General features: G+C 52.2%; 25 protein-coding genes. 16 read left to right on the top strand and 9 right to left on the bottom strand.

Annotated features, from left to right (window positions below; genetic code table 11):
• Positions 1–17 precede the first annotated feature (17 nt).
• Positions 18–3,674, bottom strand: a complete 3,657-nt coding sequence (locus AC55FS_RS19660; RefSeq protein WP_496933995.1) for a DUF1631 family protein — start codon at positions 3,672–3,674, stop codon at positions 18–20.
• 238 nt (positions 3,675–3,912) lie between these two features.
• Here AC55FS_RS19660 and AC55FS_RS19655 point away from each other — a divergent pair, with 238 nt between their 5' ends.
• Both AC55FS_RS19655 and AC55FS_RS19650 read left to right on the top strand, forming a co-directional pair.
• Positions 3,913–4,290, top strand: coding sequence for a rhodanese-like domain-containing protein (locus tag AC55FS_RS19655; protein WP_496933994.1), 378 nt, complete (start codon positions 3,913–3,915; stop codon positions 4,288–4,290).
• A 95-nt stretch (positions 4,291–4,385) separates the two neighbouring features.
• Complete coding sequence (locus AC55FS_RS19650) at positions 4,386–5,186, top strand: ion channel (protein WP_496933993.1); 801 nt, start codon at positions 4,386–4,388, stop codon at positions 5,184–5,186.
• Positions 5,187–5,235: 49 nt separating this feature from the next.
• On the opposite strand, the gene AC55FS_RS19645 is transcribed toward AC55FS_RS19650, so the two are convergent.
• Positions 5,236–5,574: a TraR/DksA family transcriptional regulator gene (locus AC55FS_RS19645; protein ID WP_496933992.1), complete on the bottom strand. Its 339-nt coding sequence runs from the start codon at positions 5,572–5,574 to the stop codon at positions 5,236–5,238.
• A 109-nt stretch (positions 5,575–5,683) separates the two neighbouring features.
• The gene (locus AC55FS_RS19640) at positions 5,684–6,103 is read right to left on the bottom strand and encodes a CBS domain-containing protein (RefSeq protein ID WP_496933991.1); all 420 of its coding nucleotides are present in this window, start codon (positions 6,101–6,103) and stop codon (positions 5,684–5,686) included.
• A 136-nt stretch (positions 6,104–6,239) separates the two neighbouring features.
• Here AC55FS_RS19640 and AC55FS_RS19635 point away from each other — a divergent pair, with 136 nt between their 5' ends.
• The 7 genes from AC55FS_RS19635 to AC55FS_RS19605 all read left to right on the top strand — a co-directional run bounded on the left by AC55FS_RS19635 (position 6,240) and on the right by AC55FS_RS19605 (position 12,411).
• Positions 6,240–6,518, top strand: coding sequence for a late competence development ComFB family protein (locus AC55FS_RS19635; RefSeq protein ID WP_496933990.1), 279 nt, complete (start codon positions 6,240–6,242; stop codon positions 6,516–6,518).
• 76 nt (positions 6,519–6,594) lie between these two features.
• The gene (locus tag AC55FS_RS19630) at positions 6,595–7,275 is read left to right on the top strand and encodes a response regulator transcription factor (protein ID WP_496933989.1); all 681 of its coding nucleotides are present in this window, start codon (positions 6,595–6,597) and stop codon (positions 7,273–7,275) included.
• Between the two features lie 3 nt (positions 7,276–7,278).
• Positions 7,279–8,655, top strand: a complete 1,377-nt coding sequence (locus AC55FS_RS19625) for a HAMP domain-containing sensor histidine kinase (protein WP_496933988.1) — start codon at positions 7,279–7,281, stop codon at positions 8,653–8,655.
• A gap of 153 nt (positions 8,656–8,808) precedes the next feature.
• Positions 8,809–9,120, top strand: coding sequence for a hypothetical protein (locus tag AC55FS_RS19620; protein ID WP_496933987.1), 312 nt, complete (start codon positions 8,809–8,811; stop codon positions 9,118–9,120).
• Positions 9,121–9,251: 131 nt separating this feature from the next.
• Positions 9,252–10,289, top strand: coding sequence for an NAD(P)H-dependent flavin oxidoreductase (locus AC55FS_RS19615; protein WP_496933986.1), 1,038 nt, complete (start codon positions 9,252–9,254; stop codon positions 10,287–10,289).
• 195 nt (positions 10,290–10,484) lie between these two features.
• A complete protein-coding gene (locus tag AC55FS_RS19610) occupies positions 10,485–11,426 on the top strand; it encodes a lipase family alpha/beta hydrolase (RefSeq protein ID WP_496933985.1) in 942 nt (313 codons plus the stop codon).
• Between the two features lies 1 nt (position 11,427).
• Positions 11,428–12,411 (top strand): lipase secretion chaperone, encoded by a 984-nt coding sequence (locus AC55FS_RS19605; RefSeq protein ID WP_496933984.1) that lies wholly within the window; start codon positions 11,428–11,430, stop codon positions 12,409–12,411.
• A 66-nt stretch (positions 12,412–12,477) separates the two neighbouring features.
• Here the strand turns inward: AC55FS_RS19605 and AC55FS_RS19600 are convergent, their stop codons facing one another.
• On the bottom strand, positions 12,478–15,144 hold the full coding sequence (locus AC55FS_RS19600; protein ID WP_496933983.1) for a putative bifunctional diguanylate cyclase/phosphodiesterase: 2,667 nt from the start codon (positions 15,142–15,144) through the stop codon (positions 12,478–12,480).
• A gap of 83 nt (positions 15,145–15,227) precedes the next feature.
• Complete coding sequence (locus AC55FS_RS19595; protein WP_496933982.1) at positions 15,228–15,803, bottom strand: arylesterase; 576 nt, start codon at positions 15,801–15,803, stop codon at positions 15,228–15,230.
• Positions 15,804–15,816: 13 nt separating this feature from the next.
• On the opposite strand from AC55FS_RS19595, the gene AC55FS_RS19590 reads away from it, so the two are divergent.
• The 6 genes from AC55FS_RS19590 to AC55FS_RS19565 all read left to right on the top strand — a co-directional run bounded on the left by AC55FS_RS19590 (position 15,817) and on the right by AC55FS_RS19565 (position 22,771).
• Positions 15,817–16,521: an ABC transporter ATP-binding protein gene (locus AC55FS_RS19590; protein WP_496933981.1), complete on the top strand. Its 705-nt coding sequence runs from the start codon at positions 15,817–15,819 to the stop codon at positions 16,519–16,521.
• Complete coding sequence (locus tag AC55FS_RS19585) at positions 16,518–19,022, top strand: ABC transporter permease (protein WP_496933980.1); 2,505 nt, start codon at positions 16,518–16,520, stop codon at positions 19,020–19,022. The genes AC55FS_RS19590 and AC55FS_RS19585 overlap by 4 nt, the downstream gene beginning before the upstream one ends.
• Before the next feature lie 31 nt (positions 19,023–19,053).
• Positions 19,054–20,046, top strand: a complete 993-nt coding sequence (locus AC55FS_RS19580; protein ID WP_496933979.1) for a CobW family GTP-binding protein — start codon at positions 19,054–19,056, stop codon at positions 20,044–20,046.
• Positions 20,047–20,129: 83 nt separating this feature from the next.
• A complete protein-coding gene (locus AC55FS_RS19575; RefSeq protein WP_496933978.1) occupies positions 20,130–20,642 on the top strand; it encodes an NUDIX domain-containing protein in 513 nt (170 codons plus the stop codon).
• 25 nt (positions 20,643–20,667) lie between these two features.
• Complete coding sequence (locus AC55FS_RS19570; protein WP_496933977.1) at positions 20,668–21,999, top strand: aldehyde dehydrogenase family protein; 1,332 nt, start codon at positions 20,668–20,670, stop codon at positions 21,997–21,999.
• Positions 22,000–22,162: 163 nt separating this feature from the next.
• Positions 22,163–22,771: a YitT family protein gene (locus AC55FS_RS19565; protein ID WP_496933976.1), complete on the top strand. Its 609-nt coding sequence runs from the start codon at positions 22,163–22,165 to the stop codon at positions 22,769–22,771.
• Here the strand turns inward: AC55FS_RS19565 and AC55FS_RS19560 are convergent, their stop codons facing one another.
• The 4 genes from AC55FS_RS19560 to AC55FS_RS19545 all read right to left on the bottom strand — a co-directional run bounded on the left by AC55FS_RS19560 (position 22,772) and on the right by AC55FS_RS19545 (position 24,540).
• On the bottom strand, positions 22,772–23,299 hold the full coding sequence (locus tag AC55FS_RS19560; RefSeq protein ID WP_496933975.1) for a flavodoxin: 528 nt from the start codon (positions 23,297–23,299) through the stop codon (positions 22,772–22,774).
• A gap of 75 nt (positions 23,300–23,374) precedes the next feature.
• Complete coding sequence (locus AC55FS_RS19555; protein WP_496933974.1) at positions 23,375–23,809, bottom strand: hypothetical protein; 435 nt, start codon at positions 23,807–23,809, stop codon at positions 23,375–23,377.
• A gap of 100 nt (positions 23,810–23,909) precedes the next feature.
• Positions 23,910–24,287 carry a hypothetical protein gene (locus tag AC55FS_RS19550; RefSeq protein ID WP_496933973.1) on the bottom strand — a complete coding sequence of 126 codons (378 nt, stop codon included), beginning with the start codon at positions 24,285–24,287 and terminating at the stop codon, positions 23,910–23,912.
• Positions 24,280–24,540 carry a hypothetical protein gene (locus AC55FS_RS19545; protein ID WP_496933972.1) on the bottom strand — a complete coding sequence of 87 codons (261 nt, stop codon included), beginning with the start codon at positions 24,538–24,540 and terminating at the stop codon, positions 24,280–24,282. The genes AC55FS_RS19550 and AC55FS_RS19545 overlap by 8 nt, the downstream gene beginning before the upstream one ends.
• A gap of 249 nt (positions 24,541–24,789) precedes the next feature.
• Between AC55FS_RS19545 and AC55FS_RS19540 the strand changes: the two genes are divergently transcribed.
• Positions 24,790–26,814, top strand: a complete 2,025-nt coding sequence (locus AC55FS_RS19540) for a TonB-dependent receptor plug domain-containing protein (RefSeq protein ID WP_496933971.1) — start codon at positions 24,790–24,792, stop codon at positions 26,812–26,814.
• Positions 26,815–26,823: the final 9 nt, after the last annotated feature.

Genomic DNA, 26,823 nt, shown 5'->3' with positions numbered 1-26,823 from the left:
ACCTCAGCGTGCCTAGCTCACACCCTGAGCAAGACACTCTGTTCAACGGCAGCCAACGCATAGTCAACGCCGAGACTGGCGAGGATGTCGCGGCTGGTGTTGTTACTGCTGTGCTCGGCGATAGTTTTTTTGGCCATAAAGCGCGCAATGTCCTGCATCGATTTAACCAGCGCGTAGTCGGCTGAGCTGGAGCTGAGTTGGTCAATAAAACGATGGTCTATGCGCACATAGTCGACAGGCAGATGTTTGAGTGAGACAAAAGCGGCCTGTCCGGTGCCAAAGTCGCCCAGTGCGAAGCTGTAACCGAGTTTGCGCAATTGATGCATACGCTCCACTGCTTCATCGATGTCACTGAGCTGATCGGTGGCGGTGAGTTCAAAACACAGTTTCTGCACTGGCAGTTGTTGTTCATTGGCTTGCTGCAGCTGGGACAGCACCCGATCGCTTAACAATAATTCGCTACTGCACGGCAGAAAGAGGCGCTGAACTTCCTCGTGGCTCTGCGTTAACCAAGTCAGGGCTTGCTGCAACAACCAGTGCTCGATCGCCAATGGCCGCCTGTGAGCCGCATCACTGCGCATCACGTCAGCAGGAAGAGGCTCAGCTTTACCTTGTAGTAGCGGAGAGGCTTGCAGCATATATCGATGTGTTTGACGCTCAGGGCCTGAATGCAGTGCCTCGACCGGCACCGCGATACAAGCGATGCTCTGCTGAGCCAAGGCCTGGCTTAACTTTTGATACCAAAGACCTAATGTGTCCAGGCTTGGTGTATTCTCGTCGGCTTTGAACCAAGCAATACTGGCACCGCCTTTATCCTTGGCTGTGCTGCAGGCGTTTTGCGCCTGCTCCAGCAATACCGATGCATCTTCTTGTTCAGTTAACAAAGTCGCACCAATGCTGACCTTCACGGAAAATTGTTGCCCTTGGCTGTCGATCACCATACTTTGCACTATCTGATGCAGTGACTGCAGAAGTTGTTCTGGATTGTCGGCATCGGCAAGGGGTAATAACAAGGCAAACTCATTACTGCCGCTGCGGGCAATTAAGGCATCGTGGAAGCGATCTTCCATTACAGTGGCAATGGATTGTAAGCCGGCATCTGCGGCTGCTAGGCCGTACTGACGGTTGATCTGGCGAAATTGATCAATATCCACCAGCGCCAGTAGCATTGGCTGAGAGGTACGTACTGCTTGATCGAAGCGGCCGTCGAGTTCGCGTAAGAAGTGGGTACGATTACTTAACCCGGTGAGCTCATCCTGATTCGCTTGGTCGGAGAGATCGTGGTAAATCTGCTCTACCAGTTTGTCGATACTTTGATCTACGGCGCTTTCTTGTTGCTCATAGAGACGTTTAACGGCGCCATCATCGAATGCTCGGGCCAGTTCCGCCAGGGTGAAGTCGATCACTTTCATACCGCTGTGATTAACGCAAGCAAACTTGGAGGCATCGGTCGCGACCCAAGCAATGGACACTGCTTGGTCCGATTCAGTCAATAGCAGCCAATCGCCCACTTGCAGATTTTCTGCTTTGCGCAAGCCATGGCCATCGGGAGCCGGTTCATCTTCTGCCACGGCAAAGTCGGGAAGGTCGACGGTTTGTCGTACTTCGCCTTGGGCTAAATGTTCTTGCGCCGCTTGCAGGATTTCATCGTGCCATTGCTGGTGATGAGGTTGGGCGCCGTTGAGTTGGTCGAGCTCGTATTGAGCCAGTTCCATCATCGGACGAAACCGCTCTAGCAACTCTTCGCGACCAGCGTTTTGTGGGCTGAATAACAGCAGTACCTGGCGGTATAACTTCACGGCCCCAGAGAATCGTTTGCTGTCTTTGCCTTCACGCAATAGCAGTAGACTCAATAGCGGCTGCCAGCCTTGCTGCAGCCACTCAACTACACACTGCGGCAAGGTGCGACCAGCTGTGTCCTTACCCAGCATCTGTTCTATTTGTCGTCTGGCTTGCTGCAGCTTGTGCTCGCCTTCAGCGGCTTGAGCAACGCGTTGAGTATTGAGGCGGGCTTTGCGCTCGGCTTGATCAACCAATGATTCGAGTTGTCCGAGTAAGGTTTCGAAGGCATTTTCGTCTTGCTGCTCTTGCTCGTTCAGTTGCTGTACCAAGGCCTCAATACGTTGCCCCAATTGTTGCTGTCCACTGGTAGTCAGCTGACCCAAACGGGCCAATTGGTTGAGAACCTGGCGGCTGGGATGCTGCGGATTAAACAGCAAGCTGGCATCTTGTAGCATCAGCTGCAGCACTGGCCAGCTGAGAGATTCGATATGAGGTTTAACAAAATCGGCGATCTGGCTGGAGTGCATCAGATGCTGGGTGACATTCTGCAGCGCATCAATGGCATCACGGGAATCTGCCGGCAAGGCGGTTTGTTGGGCTGCCAGCTGTTGTTCTACTTGAGCTAACACGTCGCCGCTGCCTAACTCGGCATGTTGCGCAACTTGCTGCACTGCCGCTTGAACCACCTCGTTGTTGGCGGCGGGGCGTGATTCCATTCGATCGCTACTGAAATGGCGCTGTTGGCGCAGCTGCAACAGTGATTGAATATTGGCAAAGGCTTGTTTGGCTTCCTGCTGATGGTGTTGAAAATCGTGTAAATGCGAAGCCCCTGCGACAGGTGGTGGTACTTGAACAGCGGGGGTATCAGCCGTTGTTTGCTCTGGTAGTGAACGGCGCTCGGACTCGGCTACCGCCACCTCGACCGGCCTTGGCTTACGGTAGCGAAAGGTCATCGGAATATGTATGTCTTTGCACAGCGCTTCAAAGGTGGACTGCATTAACTGGGCGGCATCTTGCTCGAATAATTCAAACGCTATAGTGCGAGCCTTAGCGGGCAGTTGCAGCGGTTCGATGCTCTCGGTAAAGGCCTCAGTCAGGCAGTTAGCGCCGATCGGGTTAAAGCAATCATCAATGCTCTCGGCGGTCGACAAGGTGTCAAGCAGCTGGCGAATTTCAAAACTTTGATTGCTCAGGCGAGATTGCAAGTGTGAAGCGGTCACCTTGGCCAGCAGCCAGTCTTCGAATTCGGTTTGCTGCACCAAAGACAATTGCCACTCTTGTTGCTGGTCATTGGCACCGCCACGTGTCTGCCTGGGTTTGCCATCGAGCCAGCAGCGCAGTTGCTGTTGCAACCTGTCTTTAAAGCGCTGGCACGAATAGCCTGCCTGTTGCTTGGTGTGCTTTTCGAGTCTGAGCCAGTCTTGTTGCTCAGCGGTGGAGCGGGCCATGTTGGCTTGTTCAAAAAGGGCCTCTAAGAAGCCTGGCAGCCAACGTTTAAACAATCGATCACTAAATTCGGTGGCATCACGGGCAAAGCGCTGACGAAACTGCTGCCGCTGTTCCTGACTAAGGCCGCCACTGGCACGGTGTTGTTGATTCGATTCTTGCAGTTGTAAAAACAAGCGATCGTCAGGGTTGTGAACCTTGAGGCCGACATCGTTACCGCGCTGGAATACCCACTCCACTTCAATGCGCTGGGTGTCGTGGCCGAGTTGCAACACTAGAGTATGCAAGCTGCCGTTGTCTGGGTGTACATCATAAGGCCACTCGAGTTTCATGCCTGAGTGAGAGTAATCGACCACCTTGCACTCGTAAGTATTGCCATCCGCTGCCTGTAAAAAAGCGGCAAACTGGCTGGAAAAGCGTGGATGATGCCGGAGTTCTGCTGCCATGCTAAACCTCAATCAGGATGGCCACCAATGGCCAGTGTCTTGTTTGAGTATAGAAAGCGATGCGCCTTGGTTGGGTGAAAGGCAGGATAGACCCTAGCCAATATTGACTCGACTTAACGTTAGCCGTCGGATAGCTCGAGTCAGACCAAATGCTGCAGTTAGCAGGCATTCATCCTATGTTGTTTAGCAGCCAGGGTTTGATTACTGTGTTTCTTTCTAGACCCATGAGGAGAGTGATATGCCAGTGACAAAAGATGATTTGTTGGCGGCAGCAAAAGCATCGGTTAACCCGATTGATCCCGATGATGCTCAGCAATGGCTCGCTCAAGCGCTGGTATTGGATGTGCGAGAGCCGGCCGAATTCGATATGGGGCACTTGCCCGGTGCAGTGAATATACCGCGTGGTCTGTTGGAGTTTATGGTAGGGCAGCATCCTGCTCTAACCGACCTGTCGGCGTCTATTTTGCTGTATTGTAAAAATGGAGGACGCAGCACTCTGGCGGCCCACACACTCAAGCAAATGGGCTTTGATCAGGTGCGCATGCTGGTGGGAGGATTTGAGCAGTGGCAAGGAGAGGTTCATCGCATTGAAGTCGATCCCAATGTGTATCAATAACCGCTATGCGGCCTATATCCTTGGTTCTCTGGCTTGGACACAGCAAAGCCTGTGAGCGTCACATTCAATCTTGATCGTTGGGCTTGCCTGCTAGCATGAATATTCATTTATCCAAGGTTGTGGGACTATCTGGCGTCGATGCCAGCGAAAATCCTCGCGCTCGTCGTTTAGGTCGCATGGTCGAATGGCCAATGATCTTGATCGCTTTTTGGATTGTGTTTGAGTGGTATCTAGAAGCCCGAGCTGAACAGCCGCTGCCCTACAGTCAGTTTACCGACTGGCTATTGTGGGGATTCTTTCTCACAGAAACCCTGATTCTGACCTGGGCCGTTGATAATAAAGGTCGTTATCTGCGCAACAATTGGAGCAATTTGGTCATCATAGTGGCCGGATTACCCTTGCTCTGGCAGGCCTATCCCCATGCTGGCGGACTGCGAGTACTGCGGTTGCTGGCCATGTTTACCATGTTGATGAACATGTCTGGCTCTTTCCAGAAGATCATGGGGCGTAACCATTTGGGGCCGACACTGATGGTGAGCTTTATCATTATTGTGTTGGCCGGCACCTTGATGGCAGTGATCGACCCCAATGTGCAAACCCCACTGGACGGTATTTGGTGGGCCTGGGTGACGGTGACTACGGTCGGTTATGGCGACATAGTGCCAGGCAGCACAGCAGGCCGGTTGTTTGGCTCAGTATTGATTCTGATGGGAATCGGTTTATTTGCTATGTTAACGGCCAGCTTTTCGGCGTTTTTTATGCAGCAGGAAGAGGAAGACTGGCGCGCCGAAGAGAGAGCAGAGGAGCAGGATCAAAACCAGCAACTGCAGGACATAGAGCAGCGACTGGAAAGGTTGGAGCAAAAGCTGGATCGCTTATTAAACTCTAAGCGCTAGCACTGCAGCAAACGCTGGGCACACTGCAGCGCATAGGGAATAACGGGTGTTAAGGCTTTTCAGCAAGGTTGGCGCACTGAATGCACAATTCGGTATAAGGCACGGCTTCTAGCCTGGCACTGTCGATGCCTTCACCACACTCTTCACAGATGCCGTATTGTCCCTGTTCTATGCGCTCTAAAGCATGATCGATATGGGCAATTTCCAAGCGAGACTCATGGCTGATAGCCGACAGCACTTCGTCGTTTTCGCGCTCTACGGCTTGTTCCGCAAAATCCGATGACAAGGGCTCATCGCGGTGGTTAGCGTCACGTTCTGTTTTTTCAGCACGAGCGAACAATTGTGTACGTCTTTGCTGTAGTTGCTGACGGAGAGTATCGGTATTCATGTCGGTTCCCTTGAACTGGATCAGAAATAAAGCAATGAGTGCCGTTAGATTCAGCTTAATAAAGGGGCAGACTGTGCAGCTTGATGCACATCATGTTTGTCATCGGCAGTTAGGGCAGTAACTCCAACGCCAGTGCCAAGAAGTCTTGGGAAGTAACAATGCCATGCAACTGCTGATCTGCGTCTGTGACCAACACACAGCCACGTTTTTTGTTGGCGCGTAGTATTTCTCCGGCGTCACGCAGTGAGGTATTGGCCTGTACCTGATTGAACTCCTGGCTCATGCAGTCTTGTAGCTGGGTTTTGGCCAGATAGGTCGCAAGATTGTGGGCTCCAAACTTATCGGTAATACGAAAGGCTTCGCTAAGAAACTCCCGCTGACTAACCACTCCACATACTCGATTATTGGCATCAACCACGGGAATATGGCGAATTTGCCGCTCTGCCATGATGCGCTCAGCATCCTGTAACGTATCGTCAGGCCGCAGGGTGATCGGGCTGCGGGTCATAATGTCGCTGACCAGTTTCATGCAAGTATTCTCCGATACAATCACGAGCTAGGGAGGTATTGGTTGGCTTTAGTAAAGCAGGAAAACGGCAAACTGCTATGGTTCTACTATGTGGTCGCCGATGGAATCAGCCTAAGGCATGTGACTGGAGCCTGACATGAGCATCACCCATCATATTCGCAATTATTTCGAGCAGCTGGTGGCGGATGAGATTCTGCAACGCGTCGGAAATGATAGTAATATCACCTCCGATTACATGGCGGATGTTGCCTGCGTTGCGCTCAATCGTTTACCGCCACGTTATATTCGTTATGAAGTCGATATGGCTTTTTATATGTCGCCGGATGAATTGAAAGATATTCAGGAGCGCGTTAACGAATGCGTTACGGATGCACTTAGGTTTGTCGCTGATCACCGACGTGACGGTCAAGCGTAAAAATAACGTCAGGCGGTTGCATTACCGACCATCTTTCTAGGACACTTCAGGCGGGATACTCGCCGGACACGGATTTATGCACGTTTTATTAGTAGATGATGATCAGGAACTGTGCGCGTTGATGAAGCGCTACCTGGAGCGAGAGCTGTTTCAGGTCAGTGTGGTTCACACCGCAGAAGAAGGCCTGCAAGAGAGCTTATCTGGCAAATATCAGGCTGTCGTTCTGGATATCATGCTGCCCGGTGGTAATGGTTTAGATATTTTACGTCGTATTCGTCAACGCAGTGAGTTGCCAGTACTGATGCTGACCGCCAAAGGCGAAGAAATGGATCGTATCGAGGGGCTTGAAATCGGCGCCGATGATTACTTGCCTAAACCCTGTAATCCGCGTGAGGTATCAGCCCGTTTGCGTTCTGTTTTACGCCGTAATCGCCCAGTCGATGTGGTCAGCTCACGTATCGAGGTAGATGATCTCTCCATCGACTTTGATCAGCACCTGGTTGCCCGCAATGGTGAAGAAATAGAATTGACCGTAACTGAGTTTAATATCCTCAGTGTTTTGGCGCGGGACATCGGCAAGGTGGTCGAAAAAAACCGACTGGCAGAGCAAAGCATGCAGCGCTCGTTGACCTTGTTTGATCGCAGCTTAGATATGCATTTAAGCAATTTGCGCAAAAAGCTCGGCCCCAATCGCAACGGCAAACAACGTATCAAAACAGTACGAGGTGTGGGCTACCAGTACCAGCCTGAGCAATAATCTGTGCGCGGCGTTTTTGTTCGAATTTATCTGGCATTCTTGCTGACCAGTGTGGTCGCGGCGTTGGTGACCCTGGTATTGGCAGCCTATTACCGTCACTGGTCTAACGACTCCATCAACTTGATTGCGCCTACCGGCGGCTATATTTCGGCGGCCGAACTGATTTTGCAACGTGGTGGTGAGCCCTTATTGTTGGAGTGGCTGCTGACTTTTGAGCGTCACCCCAGTGTTAACGCTTACATCTTTGATGACCGCGGTTTGAGCATGTTGCCCCAGGTGCCTACTTCGGTGCTGGATTATGCGTATTCACCCGACAGCTATCAGGCCCTGGTGAATCCCTTGGGGCGTACTGAGATATTGGTGAAAGCGCCCATTGTTTCCCATGACGGCCGTATTTATCTCTTAGTGGTTGAGTTTATTCATCCATTGGCGGTGTTTAATTTTCCTGCTTATCTGGCTTGGGGCTTTGCTGCCGCCGTGTTGTTGTTTGCTTTACTGGGATGGCTGTTGTCCTTGTATCTCACCCGTCCTTTGACCGACTTACAGCAGTATGTACAAGCCTTTGGTCGCGGCGATTTTCACCTGGATTTGCCCGCAGCGTTGACGCGACGAGGAGATGAAGTTGGCCAGCTCAGTCGAGAGTTTGATGCCATGGCCAGCCGGCTGGAGCGCGTGTTGGATGATCAAAAACAGTTAATTCGAGACGTTTCCCATGAGTTGCGCTCGCCGTTGGCGCGTTCTGCTGTGGCGTTAGAGCTGGCCAGGTTAGATGCTTGTGAGGAGCAGCAAGACTCCCTCGATCGTATTGAGCAGGAGAATCAGCGGCTAAATGAGCTAATTGGTGACTTGCTCGGTATGGCGCGGCTTGAAGTGGATCAAAATCGCCGTCATTGGCAGCATCTAGATGCCGTTGAGCTGGTCGACGAAATCGTCGAGGACGCCCGCTTTGAGCACTCTGATGAGCAGCTGGACTGGCAGCCATTGAGTCAGCCATTGCCGATCATAGCCGATCCATCGCTGATGCGAGCGGCCATTGAAAACCTAGTTCGCAATGCGTTATTGCACACCCATGCAGGTACTGCCGTATCCGTGACCTTGGCGCAAGAGGCCGACTGGGTTCGGATCTGCGTCAGAGACAGAGGTCCGGGCGTGCCCGAAGCGATTCTACCTGATTTGGTGCGTCCCTTTGTTCGCAATGAAGATGCGCGAGAGCGCAGCGCAGAGTCATTAACTAAAGGGCATCGCGGTTTTGGACTAGGTCTGGCCATTTCGCACCGTGTAGCCCTACATCACGGTGGTGAGCTGCTGCTGCAAAATCATCCCGATGGCGGCCTGCAGGCTTGTTTGACACTGCCGCTGGACGCTACGCTAGCCAGTTAGCTGCCTGAGATCGCTTGCTGGTCAGCCATTGAACTCGTTGTGCTCTCTAAGGCTAGGGTGGGACTTTACTTGGCGTTTACGGCTTAAGGGTTCGCTAGTCAGCAATGAATCTGTACACTATATTGTTAGTAATAATTTATTCAGGTGTCGCCTGTGCGTTATCCAACCATCATCAGTCTTGTGTTTGTATCCGGTGCTGCTTTAGCCGATGCTCCGCGTGCCGGTGTGGATGGCTTTGACCCTGCAGCACCGGACCCAAGAGGCGGATTATCCCTCGAGTGGAATAACGCCAAACCTGAACAGCGCCAAGCGTTAGATCATTTTTATCAGTCACTGCAGTCTCAACGAATGCAGGATCCTAACCTCTACAACGACAGAGTCGAAAGTCTGCAGCAGCTACGCAGTATGTCTAGCGAACAGCGCACTCGAATGTTCAAGAACTTTGTCAAAAAGCAAGCTCGCTAGTCTCTCCCTTGGTTTAACCACCTCTCTCTATTTCCGACCGCTAATTCACTGTTAAGCGCTTACGGCATTTCGGCCATAGACTGAACGACTGCCAACGCTAGAGTTGCCTTACTGTGTAAGGAGCCTGTGTGATGCGGACCCGGATAACTGAACTCTTTTCCATACAACACCCGATTGTATTGCCCGGCATGAGCTGGATTTCTACTCCTGAACTGGTAGCCGCGGTTGCTAATGCCGGTGGTCTTGGCATTCTGGCCAGTGGCCCTTTAACACCAGAGCAAACCCGGCAGGCTATTCAGCGTATTCGTACCTTAACCGATAAGCCCTTTGGAATTGGTGTGACTCTACTAATGCCAGGAGCTAAAGAGAACGCCGAAGTGGCTTTGCAAGAGCAAGTCCCTGTTATCAACTTCTCTTTGGGCAAAGGAGACTGGTTGGTAAAACGCGCACATCAATATGGCGGCAAGGTGATTGCCACCGTAGTAAGCGAAAAACATGCTCAGTCCGCTCAAGCGATGGGAGCCGATGCGCTCATGGTGACAGGTCATGAAGCTGCGGCCCATGGCGGTGATGTGACTTCACTGGTATTAGTGCCGGCTATTGCTGCCAAGGTTGATATTCCCATTATCGCCACCGGCGGTTTTGCCGATGGGCGAGGCTTATTAGCGGCGTTGTCATTGGGTGCTGACGGCGTGGCAATGGGGTCCCGTTTGGCCACTAGCCAAGAAAGTCCGCTGCATCAAACTACCAAGCAAGCCGTCATCGAGCGCAATGAGCAAGACACTATCTATTCGAAGAATTTTGATGGCATTCCAGCTCGGGTGATGCGTACCTCCGCATCTAGAAAGGCTACTCGCCGGCCAATGAATTTTGTTATGGCTTGTTGGCAAGCAACACGGGCAGCAAAGCTGGTTGAGCAACCGATCTGGAAAGTACTGCTCGGCTTGTTGGCGCGAGTCGATAAGGTGAAGCTACTGGCTTATTTTGGTGCCAGCGTGCCCAAGCTTAAAGCGGCGACAGAGCAGGGCGATTTGGACTACGGTGTGCAGTTTATCGGCCAGTCCCAAGGCCTGATTGATGACTTGCCAACGGTCGGTGAGATTCTGCAACGTACAGTGGCTGATGCCGAACAGTTGCATAGGCAACAGGCCAGTCTGTTCGATGATTAAAGCCTTGGTTTGTGTGGAGAAGTGGCCGAGATTTCTTAGTTCTTTAGTGTGAATTGATCCGCATTTGTCGCAAAAGACAACAGGATTTGTCGTGATTGTCTCGAAACATCCTATGTCGTGGCGGGGGCTGTTAATAAGGTCGGTGAGCTTCTAGAAGCAAACGGATCCAATAATAACAAGCTCAGGACCCTGCTTATGCGATTGATACCCCTGTTTGGCCTGCTGACTGCGATGCTGTTGAGCCCTATGGCAACAGCGATGTCTAATTCCCCCGATGACAGTGGCTATACCGCTACTCGTTATCCCATTGTACTGACCCACGGTTTATACGGATTTGATTCGTTACTGGGGGTCGATTACTGGTACAAGGTGCCAGAAACTTTGCGTGCTGGTGGTGCAGAAGTGTTTGTCACCAGCGTATCCAACTCTAATTCGCCTGAAATTCGTGGTGAGCAACTGATTCCCCAGATTGAGCAAATACTTGCCATTACTGGTGCCGAAAAGGTCAATCTTATTGGCCACAGTCACGGTGGACCGACTACGCGCTATGTGGCGTCTGTACGACCTGATTTGGTGGCCTCTGTGACAACGATTGCTGGTGTCAATAAGGGTACTCCGGTGGCTGAAGCACTGCATAACTGGAGTGACGGCTCGGATGTGTTTGCTGGTGTGATTTCTACTTTGGGCAATACGCTGGCAAAGGTTATCGATTTATTCTCTGGCGGTGGACATCCACAGGATATCCTGGCTTCAATGCAATCCATGACCTTTGATGAAACGGCAGCCTTTAATCAGCGCCACCCAGGCGGCATTCCGGCCACCGACTGCGGTGAAGGGGGCTACCAATATAATGGCGTACGGTATTACTCATGGAGTGGCGCTAAACCATTAACAAATGTTCTCGACCCATTGGATTTATTAACGGGTACTACCCGTTTATTCTTCGCTGCTGGAGAGAAAAATGACGGTATGGTGGGGAGTTGCTCTAGTCGCTTGGGAATGGTGATTCGGGATGATTTTCGCATGAACCATTTGGATGAAGTTAACATGACGCTCGGTTTGCATGATTTAACTGAAACCGATCCCTTAACCGTATTCCGTACCCACGCTAACCGACTACAGCAGGCAGGGCTGTAATATGAATGTACGCCAGGGGCTTTGGTTCGTAGCATCATTAATGCTGGTTGTCTGGATCCTAAATCACTGGCGTACTATCGAAATAAAATCGATAAATAATACTGTGCTGTCTGATGCTTCTGTTAGTCAAAGTGGCGCAGAGAGCACACCGGCACAGCAACAGATAAAACAATTTCTGCAGTTAGATACCTTTCGCGGTGCCCAGGTGGATGGCATGTTGCGTGTTGATCACAATCAGCAACTGGTCGTGGACCGCGAATTGCGATATTGGATCGATTTCCACCTAGCGGCCCTTGGAGAGATATCGCTGGCCGATATTCGTAATACAATGCTGCAACAAATTGCTCAGCTGCCACAGCCTGGTAGTGATCAAGCTGCGCAATTATTACAGCGCTACCTGGATTATCGCTCCGCTTTAGCGCAGTTTGATAGCATTGAGCAGCGTAAGCTAAGTGACGACAGCGTTGGTTTTGAGCGACTGGCACAACGTCTTGAGTGGCAGCAGAGGCTTCGACGCCAGTTTTTTACTGAAGAAACCGTGATGGCGTTTTTTGCTCAGGACGAAATACTGGATCGCTACCAGCTGCAACGTTTGCAGATGGCCAAAGATGGTGGGGATGCCGACCTTGAACTGCCACAAGAGTTGGTTTTAATGCGTGAGAAAACCCGTTTGATTCAGCATCATCGGCAGCAAGAACAGTTGCTTAGAGAGCAAGGTGATAGCGCCGATCAGCTACATCAGTGGCGCCAGCAGCAATACGGCCATGAAGCGGCAGACAGATTAGCGAAAGTAGAGCAGCAGCAGGCTATTTGGCAACAACGCGTGAAACAATATATTCATTACCGAAATTCACTTCAGGTACAGGGCTTGGATTCCATGCAAAAGCAGTCTTTGCTACTGCAATATCGTCAGAAGAATTTTTCAGATTCAGAGCAAAAACGTTTGGCAGCGGCATCGATATTATTGGCGGGTGCTGAACAATAGACTGCCAATATTTTTAAAAATAATGACATATTTTAGTTCTTGCTGGGTGATATTTATATCTACGACCTAAGACTGGTTGAGTTGTGGGATGGGTTCTAAGAATCGTTGCTCGAAAGTGGTTTTATCGACGGGTTTGCTAAAATAATATCCCTGATAACTGTCGCAGTTCATTTGTTGCAGCATATTGAGCTGTTCTTCTGTTTCTACGCCCTCTGCAACAACTTTTAATCGCAGAGTATGTGACATCGCTAATATGGCTCTTACAATGGCTTCGTCGTCGGCATCAGAGGTGATGTCCATGATGAAGGCACGATCAATTTTAAGCTTGCTGATTGGGAACTGCTTTAAATAACTAAGTGATGAGTAACCCGTACCAAAATCGTCCATCGCAAAGTGGATACCAAGCTCGTGTATTCGGTCCAGCCATTCAATGTTTTGTTTAACATTATCCATCAATAGACTTTCGGTGATCTCTAATTCGAGTAGCTGTGGAGCGATGCCTGTCTGTTCGATAATCTCTTTGACTCGGGTAATAAAGTCATCGCTGAGCTGGCGTACTGATACATTTACTGATACAGGCAGCGGTGTGCTGCGATATAAGTTCCACTGCTGAAATGTGGTGCAGGCTTCTCGTAAAGCCCAATCACCTATTTCCGTAATAAGGCCGGTGTCTTCGGCAACGGGAATAAAATCGGCGGGTGATATCATGCCAGCGTCGGGATGTTGCCAGCGGATTAACGCCTCTGCACCGAGTAGACGATTGGTGCGGGTGCAAACTTGTGGTTGATAATAGAGTTCAAACTCTTGCGCATGAATGGCTCGACGTAGCTCGTTTTCCAAGGTTAAACGAGAATTTACCCGTTGATTCATTTCATCGGTGTAAAACTGAAAGGTATTGCCGCCTTGGTTTTTTGCTTGATACATGGCGGTGTCAGCATTGCGCATGAGCACAAATGCATCGTTTGAATCTTGAGGGAATAAACTGATGCCAATAGAGCAGCTGGTATTGAGCTTAAACTGCTCGATCCGATAAGTATCAGATAATGCCGTAATGATCCGACGAGCCATATGTTCAATATCGGTTCGGTGGCGACCATCTGTCATCATAATCATAAATTCGTCGCCACCAAGGCGTGCCAGAGGATAATGATCGGGCACTTGCTGGCGCAGACGTTGCGCGACTTCTTTTAATAAGTGATCACCAAATTGATGCCCTAAAGAATCATTAATGGTTTTAAAGCGATCAAGATCAATAAAGAGTAAGGCCATCATTCGTTGTCGATTCGCCTGGTGACGGGTGTAGCTAATTAATTCGTCATTAAACCAGTATCTATTTCCCAGTTCGGTTAAAGGGTCTCGAGTCGCTAAATAGTTGATATGCTGCTGTGACAGTGTTTGATCGGTAATGTCGACCAAAAAACCTTCCACTTCATACTGGTTGTCTTCCCGCATGTGCACATTGCCACGGTCCAGTATCCAGCGCAGTTCCTGTTCAGAACTATTCAGCCGGTACACTGCTTCATAGGGCTGCTGCGAGTTCTTATGTTGCTCTATCTGGTGCAAATAACTCTCTTGATCTTGCTCATTAATCAGGCTTAACAACGTATTGTGACGCTCTAAGCGTTGCTGCAGCTCTCGCCCGAGGATGGAGTGCTGATCGTGGGTAATATGGGTTAACGTTAGCTCAGGTAGGGTCGCTCGATAAATGCAGCCTTGTAAGGTGCGTGACAGCAGCGCCGACTCTTCGCGCAAAGTCGAATTTTGCTGTCGTAGTTGCTGATCAGACTGCTGTTGCTGGCTGAACCATTTCAATTGCAGGCGATAAAGACCAACCAGTATGGCAACAATGATAAACACCCCGGCTAAAAACGGTGTCACAAAACGAAGGAAAGGCGCGCTAGCGCGATGTAGTGGGGTCTCTAGCAATAACGCCACATCCATTGATGGCAAAAATTGCATGAGATAATAATAGCCACTATTGATTTGACCATCGCTGGGTGACAGCTTTAATGCCTCGCCATGTAGGCTGGTATCTATGGCTTGTTTTAAGCTGATGGATACCGTCTCGCCTAGTCGCTCTTGGCTTTGTTTCCCTTCTAGGCTAGTGAACAACAGCACGCCGTCGGCCCGCACGAGTTCAAGCTCTAGGTTGTGGGCCAAAGAGTTGGACACTGCGTCGGCCAGAGAGCTAGCGCGAGATGAAAATAGACACAAAAAACCGCTGTTTCTTAGCCAGCCTTGGGGCCGACACAGTGTCATATGAGGGGTGCCATTAATGCTGTAACTCCCTCCAAAAACAGTAGCCTGATGCTGTTTAAGGTATTGCCGATCACGCACGCGCAAGTTACTCGGTGGCTGGCCAGGCTCTCCCGAAATACTGCTCCAAGCCAGTCGCTGGCCGTTATTGCGATAGATTGCCAGATGTTCAAAGGTGGCAGCAGAGCGATAGGTGGCACGTTCCAGACCCTGACTGAGCTGTTCGGATTCTAGTTGCGCTAATAGCGGTGAAATGCTGTCTAGCCGCTCGCGCTGTTGCTGATGAAATTGCTGCAGACTGGCACGCACAGGGGTCAGATGAAGCTGCATTTCGTCGAATAGCTGCGCCTGGGCGATAAACCAGAAATGCACGCATAAGAATACCGACACCACAGCAATAGTTAGGGTGGAGAGCACTAAGGATACGTTCAAACGACGCTGTGGTGCAGAGGCACTGGTGTGGAGCTGGCTGTCCATAAGTCCCTTTTACGGATTCACGTTCAGGGAGTTTAGTCCTGCCAGCGGCGTTGTGTGGCGCAGTTACATTAGGCTCAGCTTTTTTACCGACGGTTTAGCCAATCTCGGATTTGATTGACAACAATGGTCGCCATGGCAGGTTGTGCATCTGCCGTTGGGTGAATGCCATCGGACTGCATCAGCTCGCTATCACCGGCAATATCGGCCAATAAAAACGGAACCAGGCGGGTGTCGTGACTATCTGATACCTGTTGGAATACCTTGGCGAAGGCCTGGGTATAGGCAGCACCATAATTGGGAGGAATCTGCATGCCGAGTAATAACACATCGGCATTGAGTTGCTGACTGTGTTCGACCATGGCACTGAGATTGTTGCGTATCACCTGAATGGGAGTGCCCCTCAGGCCATCATTGCCGCCGAGTTCTATGATAACCAGATTAGGCTGGTGCTGCTTGAGTAGGCTTGGCAGACGGCTACGGCCGCCGGCGGTGGTATCGCCACTGATGCTGGCATTGATCAGCGTCAGCTGTGGATAGTCTTGTTGCAGTTGTTGTTCTGCCAGGCTAACCCAGCCTTGCTGTAAAGGAATGCCAAAACCGGCGCTGATACTGTCACCGACCACCAAAATCGTGGCAGCATGAGCCAATATCGACCACAACCAGAGAGTCCCTATGAGCGTTAGTCTTGCCAGTAATGTCAGCACATCATCCTCTCTTATCATTCGAGCGGTGGAAAAGCAGGTCCAGGCTGGCAGCCAGCCGCTGGTTATCTTGAAGGGCGTCGACGTTGATATCAAGGCTGGGGAAAGCGTCGCCATTGTCGGCGCTTCGGGCAGCGGTAAATCGACCCTGCTTGGCATAATGGCAGGGCTCGACACGCCGACCGCTGGAGAAATCCACCTGCTGGGTCAGCGCATTGATCAGCTTGATGAAGACCAGCGTGCTGCCGTTCGAGCTCAAGGGGCTGGCTTTGTTTTTCAAAACTTCCAGTTACTTCCCGGATTAACAGCGTTGGAAAACGTAATGCTGGCGCTGGAAATTCGTGCCCAGCAGCAGCCTCGCCAAGAAGCGCAACGGTTACTAGAGGCCGTTGGCTTAGGTCACCGCATGAGCCATTACCCAACTCAACTATCAGGCGGTGAACAGCAACGAGTGGCCTTAGCCCGTGCTTTTGCTGGTGAACCTCAAATTTTGTTTGCTGATGAACCTACCGGGAATCTGGATCGTGAAACCGGTGCCCAGGTAGAGCGTTTGCTGTTTGCCATGAATGCCGAACGTGCCACCACCTTGATACTGGTCACCCATGATCCGCAATTGGCGCAGCGCTGTCAGCGTCAGCTGCGGATGCGTGATGGTCAGTTGGAGGAGCTGACATGAAACGCCATCTGCTGCCCTGGAGTCGGCTGACCAGTTTGGCCGCTCGGTTACTGTGGCGTGAAGCTCGTTCGGGCGAACTGACCTTGATCTTGCTGGCTTTGATCATTGCTGTCACTTCTACCACCGCGATTGCGCTGTTGAGTTCGCGTTTGGAACAGGCCATGCAGGCACGCTCTAACGACTTGCTGGGCGCAGATCTACGAGTACGCTCGACCACGGCGTTGCCGCAACAATGGCTAGCCACCGCTGAGCAGCTGCAGTTAAGCCACAGTGAAATCGTCACCTTTCCTAGTGTGGTGTTGAAGGGTGAACAGATGGCGCTGGCGGCCATTAAAGTGGTGGATGATCACTACCCTTTGCGCGGACGTCTGACCACCGCCAACGCCGCTTTTGGTACGCCAACAGAGCGCCAGCATGGCCCAGCTGGCGGTGAGGCCTGGGTAGAATCGCGATTATTGGCGTTGCTCGACGCTGATATCGGCGATGTTATCGAGATGGGCAGTACGCAGCTCAAGATTACTGCCGTCATCGTTGAAGAAAGCGATCGTGGTGGCAACTTTTACACCTTATCGCCGCGTTTAATGATGAATCAGGCCGATCTGGCGGCGGCCAAGGTGCTGGGGCCGGGTGCTCGGGTACGCTATCGCTTGTTGTTAGCCGGCGATGATCAGCAGTTGCAGAACTTCCGCCAGCAGGTGGAGCTGGCAGCCAATCAGCGTTTTGAATCACTCGAAGACAGCAATCAAGCCATGTCGCGCGCCCTGGGCCGCGCTCAGCAATATCTAGGTTTGGCGGCATTGTTGGCGGTGGTATTGGCCAGTGTTGCGGTGGCTATCTCGGCTCAACGTTATGCCCAAAGGCATTTCGATATCAGCGCTTTGATGCGCACCTTTGGCCTGGCGCGTGGACAGGTCTTTCAGCTGTACGCTAGCGAGCTATTGCTGCTGGCGGTGTTCGCCACCGCGATTGGGGTCGGGCTGGCATTACTGCTGCAGCAATTGCTGCTGTCGGTATTGGCTGATGTATTGCCTCAACAATTGCCCGCCGCACACTGGAGTGCCTGGTTATTGGGTGCCTGCAGTGGTGCGGTGACCTTGTTGGGGTTTGGTTTGCCACATTTGCTGCCGCTGGCGCGGGTCAGCCCATTGCGGGTATTACGCCGCGATATTGTGCCCGTGCCTCTGTCTGGCTGGCTGTTAAGCAGTCTGGCGTTGCTGGCGCTGACGGCGCTGCTGTGGCTGTTTACCCACGATGCCGTGCTCAGTGTCGGTGTGATGGTGGGAGGCTCGCTGGTGGTGCTGTTGTTGCTGCTGCTGCTACAAGGGCTGATTCAACTGGCTCAGCGTTGGCTGCAAGGGCGAGAGTTGCCTTTGGTGGTGCGTTTTGCCTGGCAGCATCTGAGCCGTCACCGGCGCCAAACCGCTGGCCAGATACTGGCCTTCGCCTTAACCCTAATGGTGATGGTAGTGATGGCCGCAGTGCGCAATGACTTGCTGGCGGATTGGCAAGCCAGCCTGCCTGACGATGCGCCCAACGTGTTTGCCATCAATATTCAGCAATACCAAGCTCAGCCATTTGAAGACGCGTTGCGTAATAGCGGCTATACGCCGCAGCGCTTGTATCCCATGGTGCCTGGGCGTCTGCTGGCCATTAATGGTGAAGACGTGCAACGCTTGGAGGTCGCTGATGATCCGGCCATCAACCGTGACCTGGCGTTAACGGCGGATAACCAGCTGCCAGAATCGAACCAAATAGTTGCTGGTAGTTGGCAAACATTGCAGCAGCACAGCAAGCAGGTCTCGATCGAAGAACGGCTGGCAGGGCGTCTAGGAGTGAGCTTGGGAGATACCCTCAGCTTTCGTGCTGGTGGCGTTGATTTTGACGTTACTGTTAGCAGTATCCGTGAGGTCGACTGGGGCTCGCTCAGCCCTAACTTTTATATGATGTTTTCGCCCGATGTACTGGAGTCGCTACCGCGCAGTTACCTGACCAGTTTTTACGTCGCCCCTGAACAGGCTGCGGAGCTAACCCAGCTGATTCGCCAGTTTCCCTCCATCACCTTGCTGGATATGCAATTCCTGTTAGGGCAAATCCAAACCCTGCTGCAACAAGTCACGTTAGCAGTAGAGCTCATTCTGGTGTTTGTGCTGGTGGCGGCGGTGCTGGTATTGGTGGCGGCTTTGATTGCCAGCCTCAGTGAACGACTACGAGAAGGCGCCATGCTGCGCACTCTGGGGGGCAGCTCAGCGTTGATTCGACGTTCGCAAATGGTCGAGTTCAGCTTATTGGCCTTGCTCTCCAGTGGCCTGGCTCTGCTGGGTGGAGAAGCCATTGTGTTGGGCATTTATCAGGGAGTATTAAATATCCCGTACCAAAGTCTTGGCTGGGTGTGGCTGTGGTTACCGCCCCTAACCCTGCTGTTGCTGGTGGTATTAGGTTTGTGGCTGATGCGCGCTGCGGTGCGAGTGTCACCTTTAAATGTGCTTCGCTCACTGGAATAGTTATACTGTAACATTTTGGAGTGGCTAAGCGATGTCGCCAATTCGCACCCATCTGATCACTGGCTTTTTGGGCGTAGGGAAAACCACCGCCATTTTGCATTTGTTACGACACAAGCCCGACAACGAAAAATGGGCGGTTCTAGTCAATGAATTCGGCGAAGTAGGAGTGGATGGAGCCATTCTACAAAGTCAGGGCGCAGTGGTGCGAGAGGTGCCGGGAGGCTGTATTTGCTGCGTTTCTGGCTTGCCATTTCAGATGGGACTGAACTGGCTAATCAGCCGTGAGCAGCCTGATGTGTTATTAATCGAACCGAGTGGCTTAGGGCATCCGCGTCAGATATTGGAAACCCTACGTAACGAGCATTATCAGCCACTGCTGCGCTTAGCTGCGAATATTTGCCTGGTCGACCCACGGCACTTATCGCAGCCGCGCTATTTGCAGCATCAGACCTTTATCGATCAGTTGCAGCTGGCGGATGTGGTGGTGGCCAATAAAACCGACTTGGCCAGCGCGCAAGACAAAGTGACATTTGAAGCCTTTATTAACGCGTCGAACCCACCTAAATCCGCTTCCGCTTGGCTTAGCCAGGGAGAATTGCCTCAATCATTGCTGGCTGCTGCAGCCGATAGCCAGCGGTTAGCGATTCACCCCCATGCTCATTCCCACGCTCAGTCTTTCGCGTCAACTTACACCAGCACTGGCCCCATAACCCTGGCAGACGGTGAGTCCTGGCGCTGTTTTAGCAATCAGGGCCAAGGTCACTTTTCTCTTGGTTGGCTGTTCGATGCTCGGCAAGTGTTTGACCTCAATGCCGTACGACTGTGGTTAACCGGGCTTAACGTCGAACGCTTAAAGGCACTGTTATTAACCGACCAGGGACCTGTGGTGATCAACTTACGCGAGGGCGCCGCCAGCGAGATGCCAACACGCTCATTAGATGAGAGCCGGCTGGAGATCATCAGCAAAGAGCCATTGGATGAGCAGCAGCTACAGCAGCAATTGCTAGCGCTGCGTTTGCCGTAGGGCTAACGCAGCCTTGCAACACTGCGTTAGCTTGCGACTATGGCATTGGGCCGTCATGCTGGGCGCAGACAAGGAGACCCACCATGCAATATTGCCCGCAATGCAAAGCTGATCTAAAACCTCGAGTGATTGATGAATTTGAACGCCTGGCCTGTGTTGACGAATGTGGTTACGTTTTTTGGGATAACCCCACCCCAGTGGTGGCAGTGGTGGTCGAAACACCGCAAGGCGTGGTACTGGCGCACAATATCGCCTGGCCGCAAGGACGCTTTAGCGTTATTACCGGATTTCTAGAACGTGGTGAACATCCGCAACTGTGTGCCTTGAGAGAAACGGCAGAAGAGTTGGGGCTGCAGAGCCCGCAAGCCAATTTCATTGGCTTTGAGGTATTTGACGGGCCAGGCACATCGGGTGAAATCTTTAATCAGCTGATTATTGGTTATCACGTCTACGCTGAGGGGCAGATTGTATTGGATGAGCAGGAGCTGGATGAATACAAAATTGTCCCGCTGGATGAGCTGAAAGGTTGGCAATCGGCGACTGGGCGCATCGTTGCTCAATGGTTGCAGCAGCGACAAGCCCCGATCGACGGCTGATCCTTTTGCCGGATAGGAGAATCATATGGCATATCAGAGCGTTAACCCCGCCACTGGGCATACGGAATGGCAGCATGCGTATCTGGATGAAGGCGAGCTGCAGCATCGTTTGCAAGCATTGCCGCAAGCGAATCAGACTTGGTCGGCACTGAGCTTTGCCCAGCGAGGCCAGCATTTACGCGCGTTGGCCTTGCAGCTGCGCCAGCAGCAAGCCGAGCTGGCTGCCATGATGACCGCAGAAATGGGCAAGCGCAGCGACGAGGCCGAGGCCGAAGTCGAAAAGTCGGCCCAGGTGTGTGAATACTATGCCGATCAGGGCGCACGCTTAATGGCGGCAGAAGAGCTGAACGCCAGCCCCAGCGAAGCTCAGCTGCGATTTGAACCGATCGGTACTGTGTTGGCTATTATGCCGTGGAACTTCCCGCTGTGGCAGGTCATGCGCTGTGCTGCTCCGACTCTGATGGCGGGCAATACATTGGCCCTTAAGCATGCGGAAAATGTACCGCGCTGTGCCGCTTTGATAGAGCAATGCTGTGATTCAGCGGGGTTGCCAGACGCCGTTTTTAGCAACTTATTTATTGATAACGACACCTGTGCAAAGGTCATTGCTGATCCTCGTATTGCTGCTGTCACCCTGACGGGCAGCGAGCAGGCCGGCCGTTCGGTGGCGGCCAGTGCCGGCCAAGCGCTGAAGAAAAGCGTGCTCGAACTGGGTGGCTCGGATGCGTTTGTGGTGCTGTCGGGCGCCGATGTTGAGCAGGCCGCTGCGACGGCGGTGCGATCTCGCTATATGAATGCTGGTCAGGTGTGCATTGCCGCCAAGCGTTTTATTTTACATCCGCGTGTCGCCGATGATTTTATCGAGGCATTTGTTGCGGGTGCATCAAAACTGTCGTTGGCGCCGCTGGCGCGGCAAGATTTGCGTCAGCAGCTGCAGCAGCAGGTCGATGGCAGCATCCAAGCTGGTGCCAAGTTGTTGCTCGGTGGTCAGCCGGGGGATGGCTATGCCGATTACCCGGCTACTGTGTTGGATCAGGTGGTTGCCGGCAGTCCGGCTTACAGTGAAGAGCTGTTTGGCCCAGTGGCGGCCATGATTCGTGCCAACAATGATGCTGATGCGCTGCGCATTGCTAACGATAGTCGTTTTGGTTTGGGGGCCAGTATCTGGGGCCCAGAAGAAGAAGCCCGCGCTATGGCCCATCATATTCAGGCCGGTTGCGTGGTGGTGAATGGCATGGTTCGCAGTGATCAGCGCTTGCCATTTGGTGGCACCAAGAAATCTGGTTATGGCCGCGAGCTGGCGCAGTATGGTATGCGCGAGTTTACCAACCTAAAAACTCTGATCGTCGATCGTTAGCACAAAGCTCAGCAAAGTGACGTCTGGGTTGATAGCCGTGCCACTATGGCGGCTGTTGCGCATAAAGATGGTTGCAAAACTGGGTCGTTAACATGTCTCTCCACTGTGCCTGCGGCGGTCGATCCCCTATAGTGGCGCGGTTCAACTGTGACAGAGGAATACAGTGGAGAAATCAACTGCAAAACATACCCTACTAGAAGACGCTACCGCCATGATCACAGGCAGTCTGTTTGTGGTATTGGGCTTAGTGTTTTTTAAAGCGGGGGGATTTCTGACCGGTGGAATCGTTGGCTTATCGCTGGTGATATCTCATTTTGTAACGGATGTTAGTTTTGGTCAGATTTTGTTTGTCATCAATATTCCATTTTATTGGTTGGCACTCAAACGCATGGGTAAGCGCTTTACCTTTAATACTTTTTTGGCCGTTGCTGCGGTTTCGGCCATGAGTGACTATGCCCACTGGGTCATTGAGCTGGACTATGTCGATCCGGTGCTAGCTGCCGTTATGGGCGGCTTTCTCGTTGGCATGGGCATGCTGGTGTTGTATCGACATAATGCCAGCCTGGGTGGCATTGGTATTCTGTGCTTATACCTGCAGGATCGCTACGGCTGGAATGCCGGTCGTATTCAGATGTCACTCGATGCTTGCATCGTCGGGGTTGGCTTTTACCTGGTGTCGCCATGGATTTTGGCGTTGTCGGTGCTGGGTGCTGTGGCGTTGAATATGATTATCGCCATGAACCACAAACCAGGCCGTTATCAGATCTCCTAATCAGGCACAGTCGGCCAGTTGCAGCTCCTGCTGTAGCTGGCTGATCCACTCACTTATGCGCTGGTCGGTTAGCTCCGTTTGCTGATCTTCATCCAACCCCAAGCCCACAAAGTGCTGACCATCGTCGGTCAAGGCTAACGACTGTTCAAAATCAAAGCCTGCGGTGGAGTAGTGGCCAATAATGGTGGCACCGCGGTCGCGTACGGCATCGTGCAATTTACCCAAGGCATCAAGAAAGTAATCGCCGTAGCCAAACTGATCGCCAAGACCGTAGAGGGCAACGGTTTTGTCGGCAAAGCTCATATCTTCTAGCAATGGCCAAAAGTCTTCCCAATCGGCTTGCAGGCCACCAAAGTCCCAGGTGGGGATTCCTAAAATCAACAGATCGTACTGCTGTACTTGCTCGGCACTGCAACTGGCAACGTCGTAAACATCCACCGCTGCCCATTCAATACGCTCTTGCAGCTTGTACGCCACGTCTTCGGTATTGCCGGTGTCGGTGCCGTAAATTAATCCAATACGTGGCATTGGCTGTGTGCTCCTAAATAGAATGAAAAAATGCGTCCATGCATACCCTCAGTCCCATTCGATGTGCCGCTAGGGCTAAACCAGATGCCGTGAGATCACGGCAAATTCACGCAAAATAGTGTGCAACCTCTGCCGACAGCGATGGTCGTGCTGACCGCGCTGCAGATGACGCAAGGCAAAAAAAGGCTGATATAAGGCGTCCAAGCAGGCTTGGCGCCAACTATTGCTGGCGGACAAATTTAAGCCGCTGTCTCGCAGCGTGCGATACATGCGATGCAGCCAGCTTTCCTGCAACGCCCACAGCTGTTTCTGGCCGGCCTGACAGGCAAGCTCCAAACCTAAATCCAGGTACTGCTCTAGCCACTGGGGTTGGTTATCACGGCCCTGATAATGGCGAATACGCTGATCCAGCTGCTCAAACTCCGCCTGACGGTGGTCATTTAAACCCGTGGTTGATGTATCTCGATTTGGAAAGCTCAGAATTTGAGCACTGGAATGCAAACGCGCCATGTCCGAATCTCCCTAGTGGTTAAACCACAATAGTGAGAATCATTATCGTTTGCAACAAGAAATTGCTGCCGCATGTGAATGTGCGGCAGCGAGTAGGGGATCAGCGCCAGGTAAAGGGCTTTTCTTCACCGCGAATCAGTTTGATCCAGCCGCTGTCATCTTCGCCATCGTCTTCCTGCCAGCCGGCCGCAGAACAGCGAATTTCCACCTGCAGTGCGGCATGGGCAGCACGGGCACACTCCAGATCATTGCGCCAGGCGGTGCGGTTTTGTTTAAACCATAAGCTGGCAAAGTTTTTTTCTGCCTGGGGGTTAAGATAAATATCCATCAGCCCCTGCTCGGTATCGGCGCGCCAGTGAAAGCGCTCGCCTTGCTGTAACCTTTGCAGTTGTGGCCAGCACTGTTGCAGCCAGCTTTCGATGGCTGCTTGGTCTGGTTTTAGCAAATAAATTTCCAGATCGGGAAAGTGTTCAGTCATGTTTTTCCATCATCCGAATAACCCGCAACAGCGCTAACGCAAGATAGCCCAGTAGCGCCAGCAATCCGCCCAGGGTGGCTATCACTAGGCCAATCAACACCAGTACCTCCTGTTGCAGTGATGGCAACAGCCAACGGTTGCTTAACACCACTAGGCCCAGGCCTGCAAAAAACAGGCTGGCGCCGCTGATAAACAAGCGCAGATTGGCTTTGTCCTGATAGGCGCGTCGCCTCAGCCATTGTCGCCACGACATGGGAATCTCGTCTGCTTGCGGAATGAGTTTGCCCTACAGAATACCAGAGGCTGGGCTCTGGAGCGCTGTTCGCACGCAGTTGATGGTCATTTCCTTTTTGCGCTGCGTATCTGGCATTGCCTGACTCCTCTAAGCGCACAATTATCGACCAACATCATGATTGATAATGATTATTGTTTGTGTATCATGACTCGCGATTGAGAATTATTCGTAAATGGTGCAGGGGGAGCGGTGAGGCAACTACGACGATTGGCATGGTGCCTTGGGGCACTGTCGGCCTTGCCATCCTTTGCTGACGATGCCTTTAACCTCAGCCATGTGGTGGTGACGGCCAGTCGTCAGCAACAGCCGTTGGCAGATACTCCAGTACGTACCCAGTTGCTAGATCGCAGCACGATTCAGCGTTTGCACGCTACCGATATTCGAGATGCCCTTAGGGTGATTCCTGGCATCCAACTGCGCGAAATCCACGGAAAAACCGGCGAAGAAGTCTATATGCAAGGCTTTAACGGCGATCGTGTATTGATACTGATTGATGGTTTACCGGTGTCAGCCACCACAGGCTCCACGGTCGATGTTTCACAGTTGTCGGCGTTGGATATTGATCACATCGAAGTCATTCCGGGCGCGGCATCCGCACTGTACGGCAGTGCTGCGATGGGCGGCGTGGTCAATATTATTACTCGTCAGCCCGATGGTGACTTTGCTCGCTTACGGGCCGATGTCGGCAGTTATGGCGATCGCCAAGTGGAGCAGCAAGACTGGCCCGGTGAGCACCATGTTGCACTGTCAGCAGGTCAGCGTCTGGGCAGCTTGGATGCCCGTATCAATGCCGATTGGCGCCACAGCGATGGTTATGACTTAGACGATCGCAGCTACAGCAGTGATGGTTTTGCCGGTGATAAAAGCAATATCGGCGCGGCGTTAGCGCAGCGTCTGCATCAGGGACGCTGGGGGCTCAATCTGGATCACTTTGTTGAAGACAGCGAAGTGCGCCGCTTTACCAACAGCGGTGCCGAGGGCAGCAAGCAGGAGCTGCTTCAGCGCTGGCGTTTTAGTGCCGACGCCGAACACTCGTTAGCCGGAGGGCTATGGTCGCTGACGGCCTTGCATGAGCGTCAGCAGGATCAGTCCGATCAAATCAATAACGATCGTCAGGTGCCAGCCGGTAACTTATATCGAGATACCGCCTATCAGCAGCATAAGCTCAGTTCACAATGGGCTTATACACCTACCCATTGGGGCTCCGGCATGGCTCGCTTAGTCATGGGAGTGGAGTGGTTTGGTGAACAGATAGAGCAAGACAAACGCCAGATCAGCCTGACCGGCAGTGATGCCAGCAATGCCAAGGTCACACCACTGGCGGGTGGTATTTATCAGATTGATATTAAAGAAGTGCCGCTAGAGCGGCGTCACAACAGTGAGTTATTTGCGCAGCTGACCGCTCCCAGCAGTCATTGGTTGGAATGGTCACCGGGCCTGCGCTATCAGCACGACAGTGACTTTGGTGGTTTTACCAGCGTCAACTTAGCTGCTCGCAGCCATTTTGACATTGGCCAATGGCGCTGGCAGTGGCGTAACTCGATTGGTACTGGCTATCGTGTGCCCAACCTAAAGAACCGTTATTACCTGTTTGATCACAGCGTTAATGGTTACATGGTGTTGGGCAATGCCGACCTCGATCCTGAACAGTCGCGCAGTATTCAAAGCTCACTCAGTGTCACCGATGGTCGCCGCTGGCAGTTTGAACTGTCGGCCTTTCATAACCAGATTCGAGATTTAATTGAAGCCGACGATACCGGTGAGCGCGTCGATAATGGCCAGGTTGCCATTTACCGCTATCGCAACTTCGCCCGCGCCGTGACACGTGGTTTTGAACTCTCTAGCCAGCAGCAGTTTTCTGCTCAGCTGCAACAGCGTTTGTCCTACGGCTTTTTGGATGCTCGCGACCTCGATGGCGATTTACCGCTGATTAACCGTGCTCGCCATCACTTTAGAGGCATGTGGCTTTGGGATGTCACTAGCCACTGGCAGCTAACCCTCACGGCCGACCTACAGCGCGGTTTGTATACCAGCGTGAGTGAAACGGCTCAGCGGCAATCGCCCGCCATCATGCGCTGGGACATCAAAGGCGAATACCAGTTTTCCAAACAATTCCGTCTTTACGGCGGCATCAACAACCTCACAGACACAGTACGGGACGTCCTCGACACTGCCGACCGGCGGCCGGTATACGGGCGCAAGCCGTATCTGGGTGTGTCCCTGACTTTTTAAGGAGCGCAA

It is taken from the genome of Bacterioplanes sp. CLAM21 (assembly GCF_059641015.1).
Note: the sequence above shows the minus strand (reverse complement) of the source record. Positions and strands in the feature narration are given on the sequence as shown.

Bases quoted from the DNA above. Each gene is read 5' to 3' on its own strand.
- AC55FS_RS19660 (WP_496933995.1), bottom strand. From the start codon at position 3,674: ATGGCAGCAGAACTCCGGCATCATCCACGCTTTTCCAGCCAGTTTGCC.
- AC55FS_RS19655 (WP_496933994.1), top strand. From the start codon at position 3,913: ATGCCAGTGACAAAAGATGATTTGTTGGCGGCAGCAAAAGCATCGGTT.
- AC55FS_RS19585 (WP_496933980.1), top strand. From the start codon at position 16,518: ATGAAACGCCATCTGCTGCCCTGGAGTCGGCTGACCAGTTTGGCCGCT.
- AC55FS_RS19635 (WP_496933990.1), top strand. From the start codon at position 6,240: ATGAGCATCACCCATCATATTCGCAATTATTTCGAGCAGCTGGTGGCG.
- AC55FS_RS19580 (WP_496933979.1), top strand. From the start codon at position 19,054: ATGTCGCCAATTCGCACCCATCTGATCACTGGCTTTTTGGGCGTAGGG.
- AC55FS_RS19630 (WP_496933989.1), top strand. From the start codon at position 6,595: ATGCACGTTTTATTAGTAGATGATGATCAGGAACTGTGCGCGTTGATG.
- AC55FS_RS19560 (WP_496933975.1), bottom strand. From the start codon at position 23,299: ATGCCACGTATTGGATTAATTTACGGCACCGACACCGGCAATACCGAA.
- AC55FS_RS19555 (WP_496933974.1), bottom strand. From the start codon at position 23,809: ATGGCGCGTTTGCATTCCAGTGCTCAAATTCTGAGCTTTCCAAATCGA.
- AC55FS_RS19545 (WP_496933972.1), bottom strand. From the start codon at position 24,540: ATGTCGTGGCGACAATGGCTGAGGCGACGCGCCTATCAGGACAAAGCC.
- AC55FS_RS19590 (WP_496933981.1), top strand. From the start codon at position 15,817: ATGAGCGTTAGTCTTGCCAGTAATGTCAGCACATCATCCTCTCTTATC.
- AC55FS_RS19645 (WP_496933992.1), bottom strand. From the start codon at position 5,574: ATGAATACCGATACTCTCCGTCAGCAACTACAGCAAAGACGTACACAA.
- AC55FS_RS19575 (WP_496933978.1), top strand. From the start codon at position 20,130: ATGCAATATTGCCCGCAATGCAAAGCTGATCTAAAACCTCGAGTGATT.
- AC55FS_RS19605 (WP_496933984.1), top strand. From the start codon at position 11,428: ATGAATGTACGCCAGGGGCTTTGGTTCGTAGCATCATTAATGCTGGTT.
- AC55FS_RS19550 (WP_496933973.1), bottom strand. From the start codon at position 24,287: ATGACTGAACACTTTCCCGATCTGGAAATTTATTTGCTAAAACCAGAC.
- AC55FS_RS19615 (WP_496933986.1), top strand. From the start codon at position 9,252: ATGCGGACCCGGATAACTGAACTCTTTTCCATACAACACCCGATTGTA.
- AC55FS_RS19600 (WP_496933983.1), bottom strand. From the start codon at position 15,144: ATGGACAGCCAGCTCCACACCAGTGCCTCTGCACCACAGCGTCGTTTG.
- AC55FS_RS19610 (WP_496933985.1), top strand. From the start codon at position 10,485: ATGCGATTGATACCCCTGTTTGGCCTGCTGACTGCGATGCTGTTGAGC.
- AC55FS_RS19650 (WP_496933993.1), top strand. From the start codon at position 4,386: ATGAATATTCATTTATCCAAGGTTGTGGGACTATCTGGCGTCGATGCC.
- AC55FS_RS19570 (WP_496933977.1), top strand. From the start codon at position 20,668: ATGGCATATCAGAGCGTTAACCCCGCCACTGGGCATACGGAATGGCAG.
- AC55FS_RS19640 (WP_496933991.1), bottom strand. From the start codon at position 6,103: ATGAAACTGGTCAGCGACATTATGACCCGCAGCCCGATCACCCTGCGG.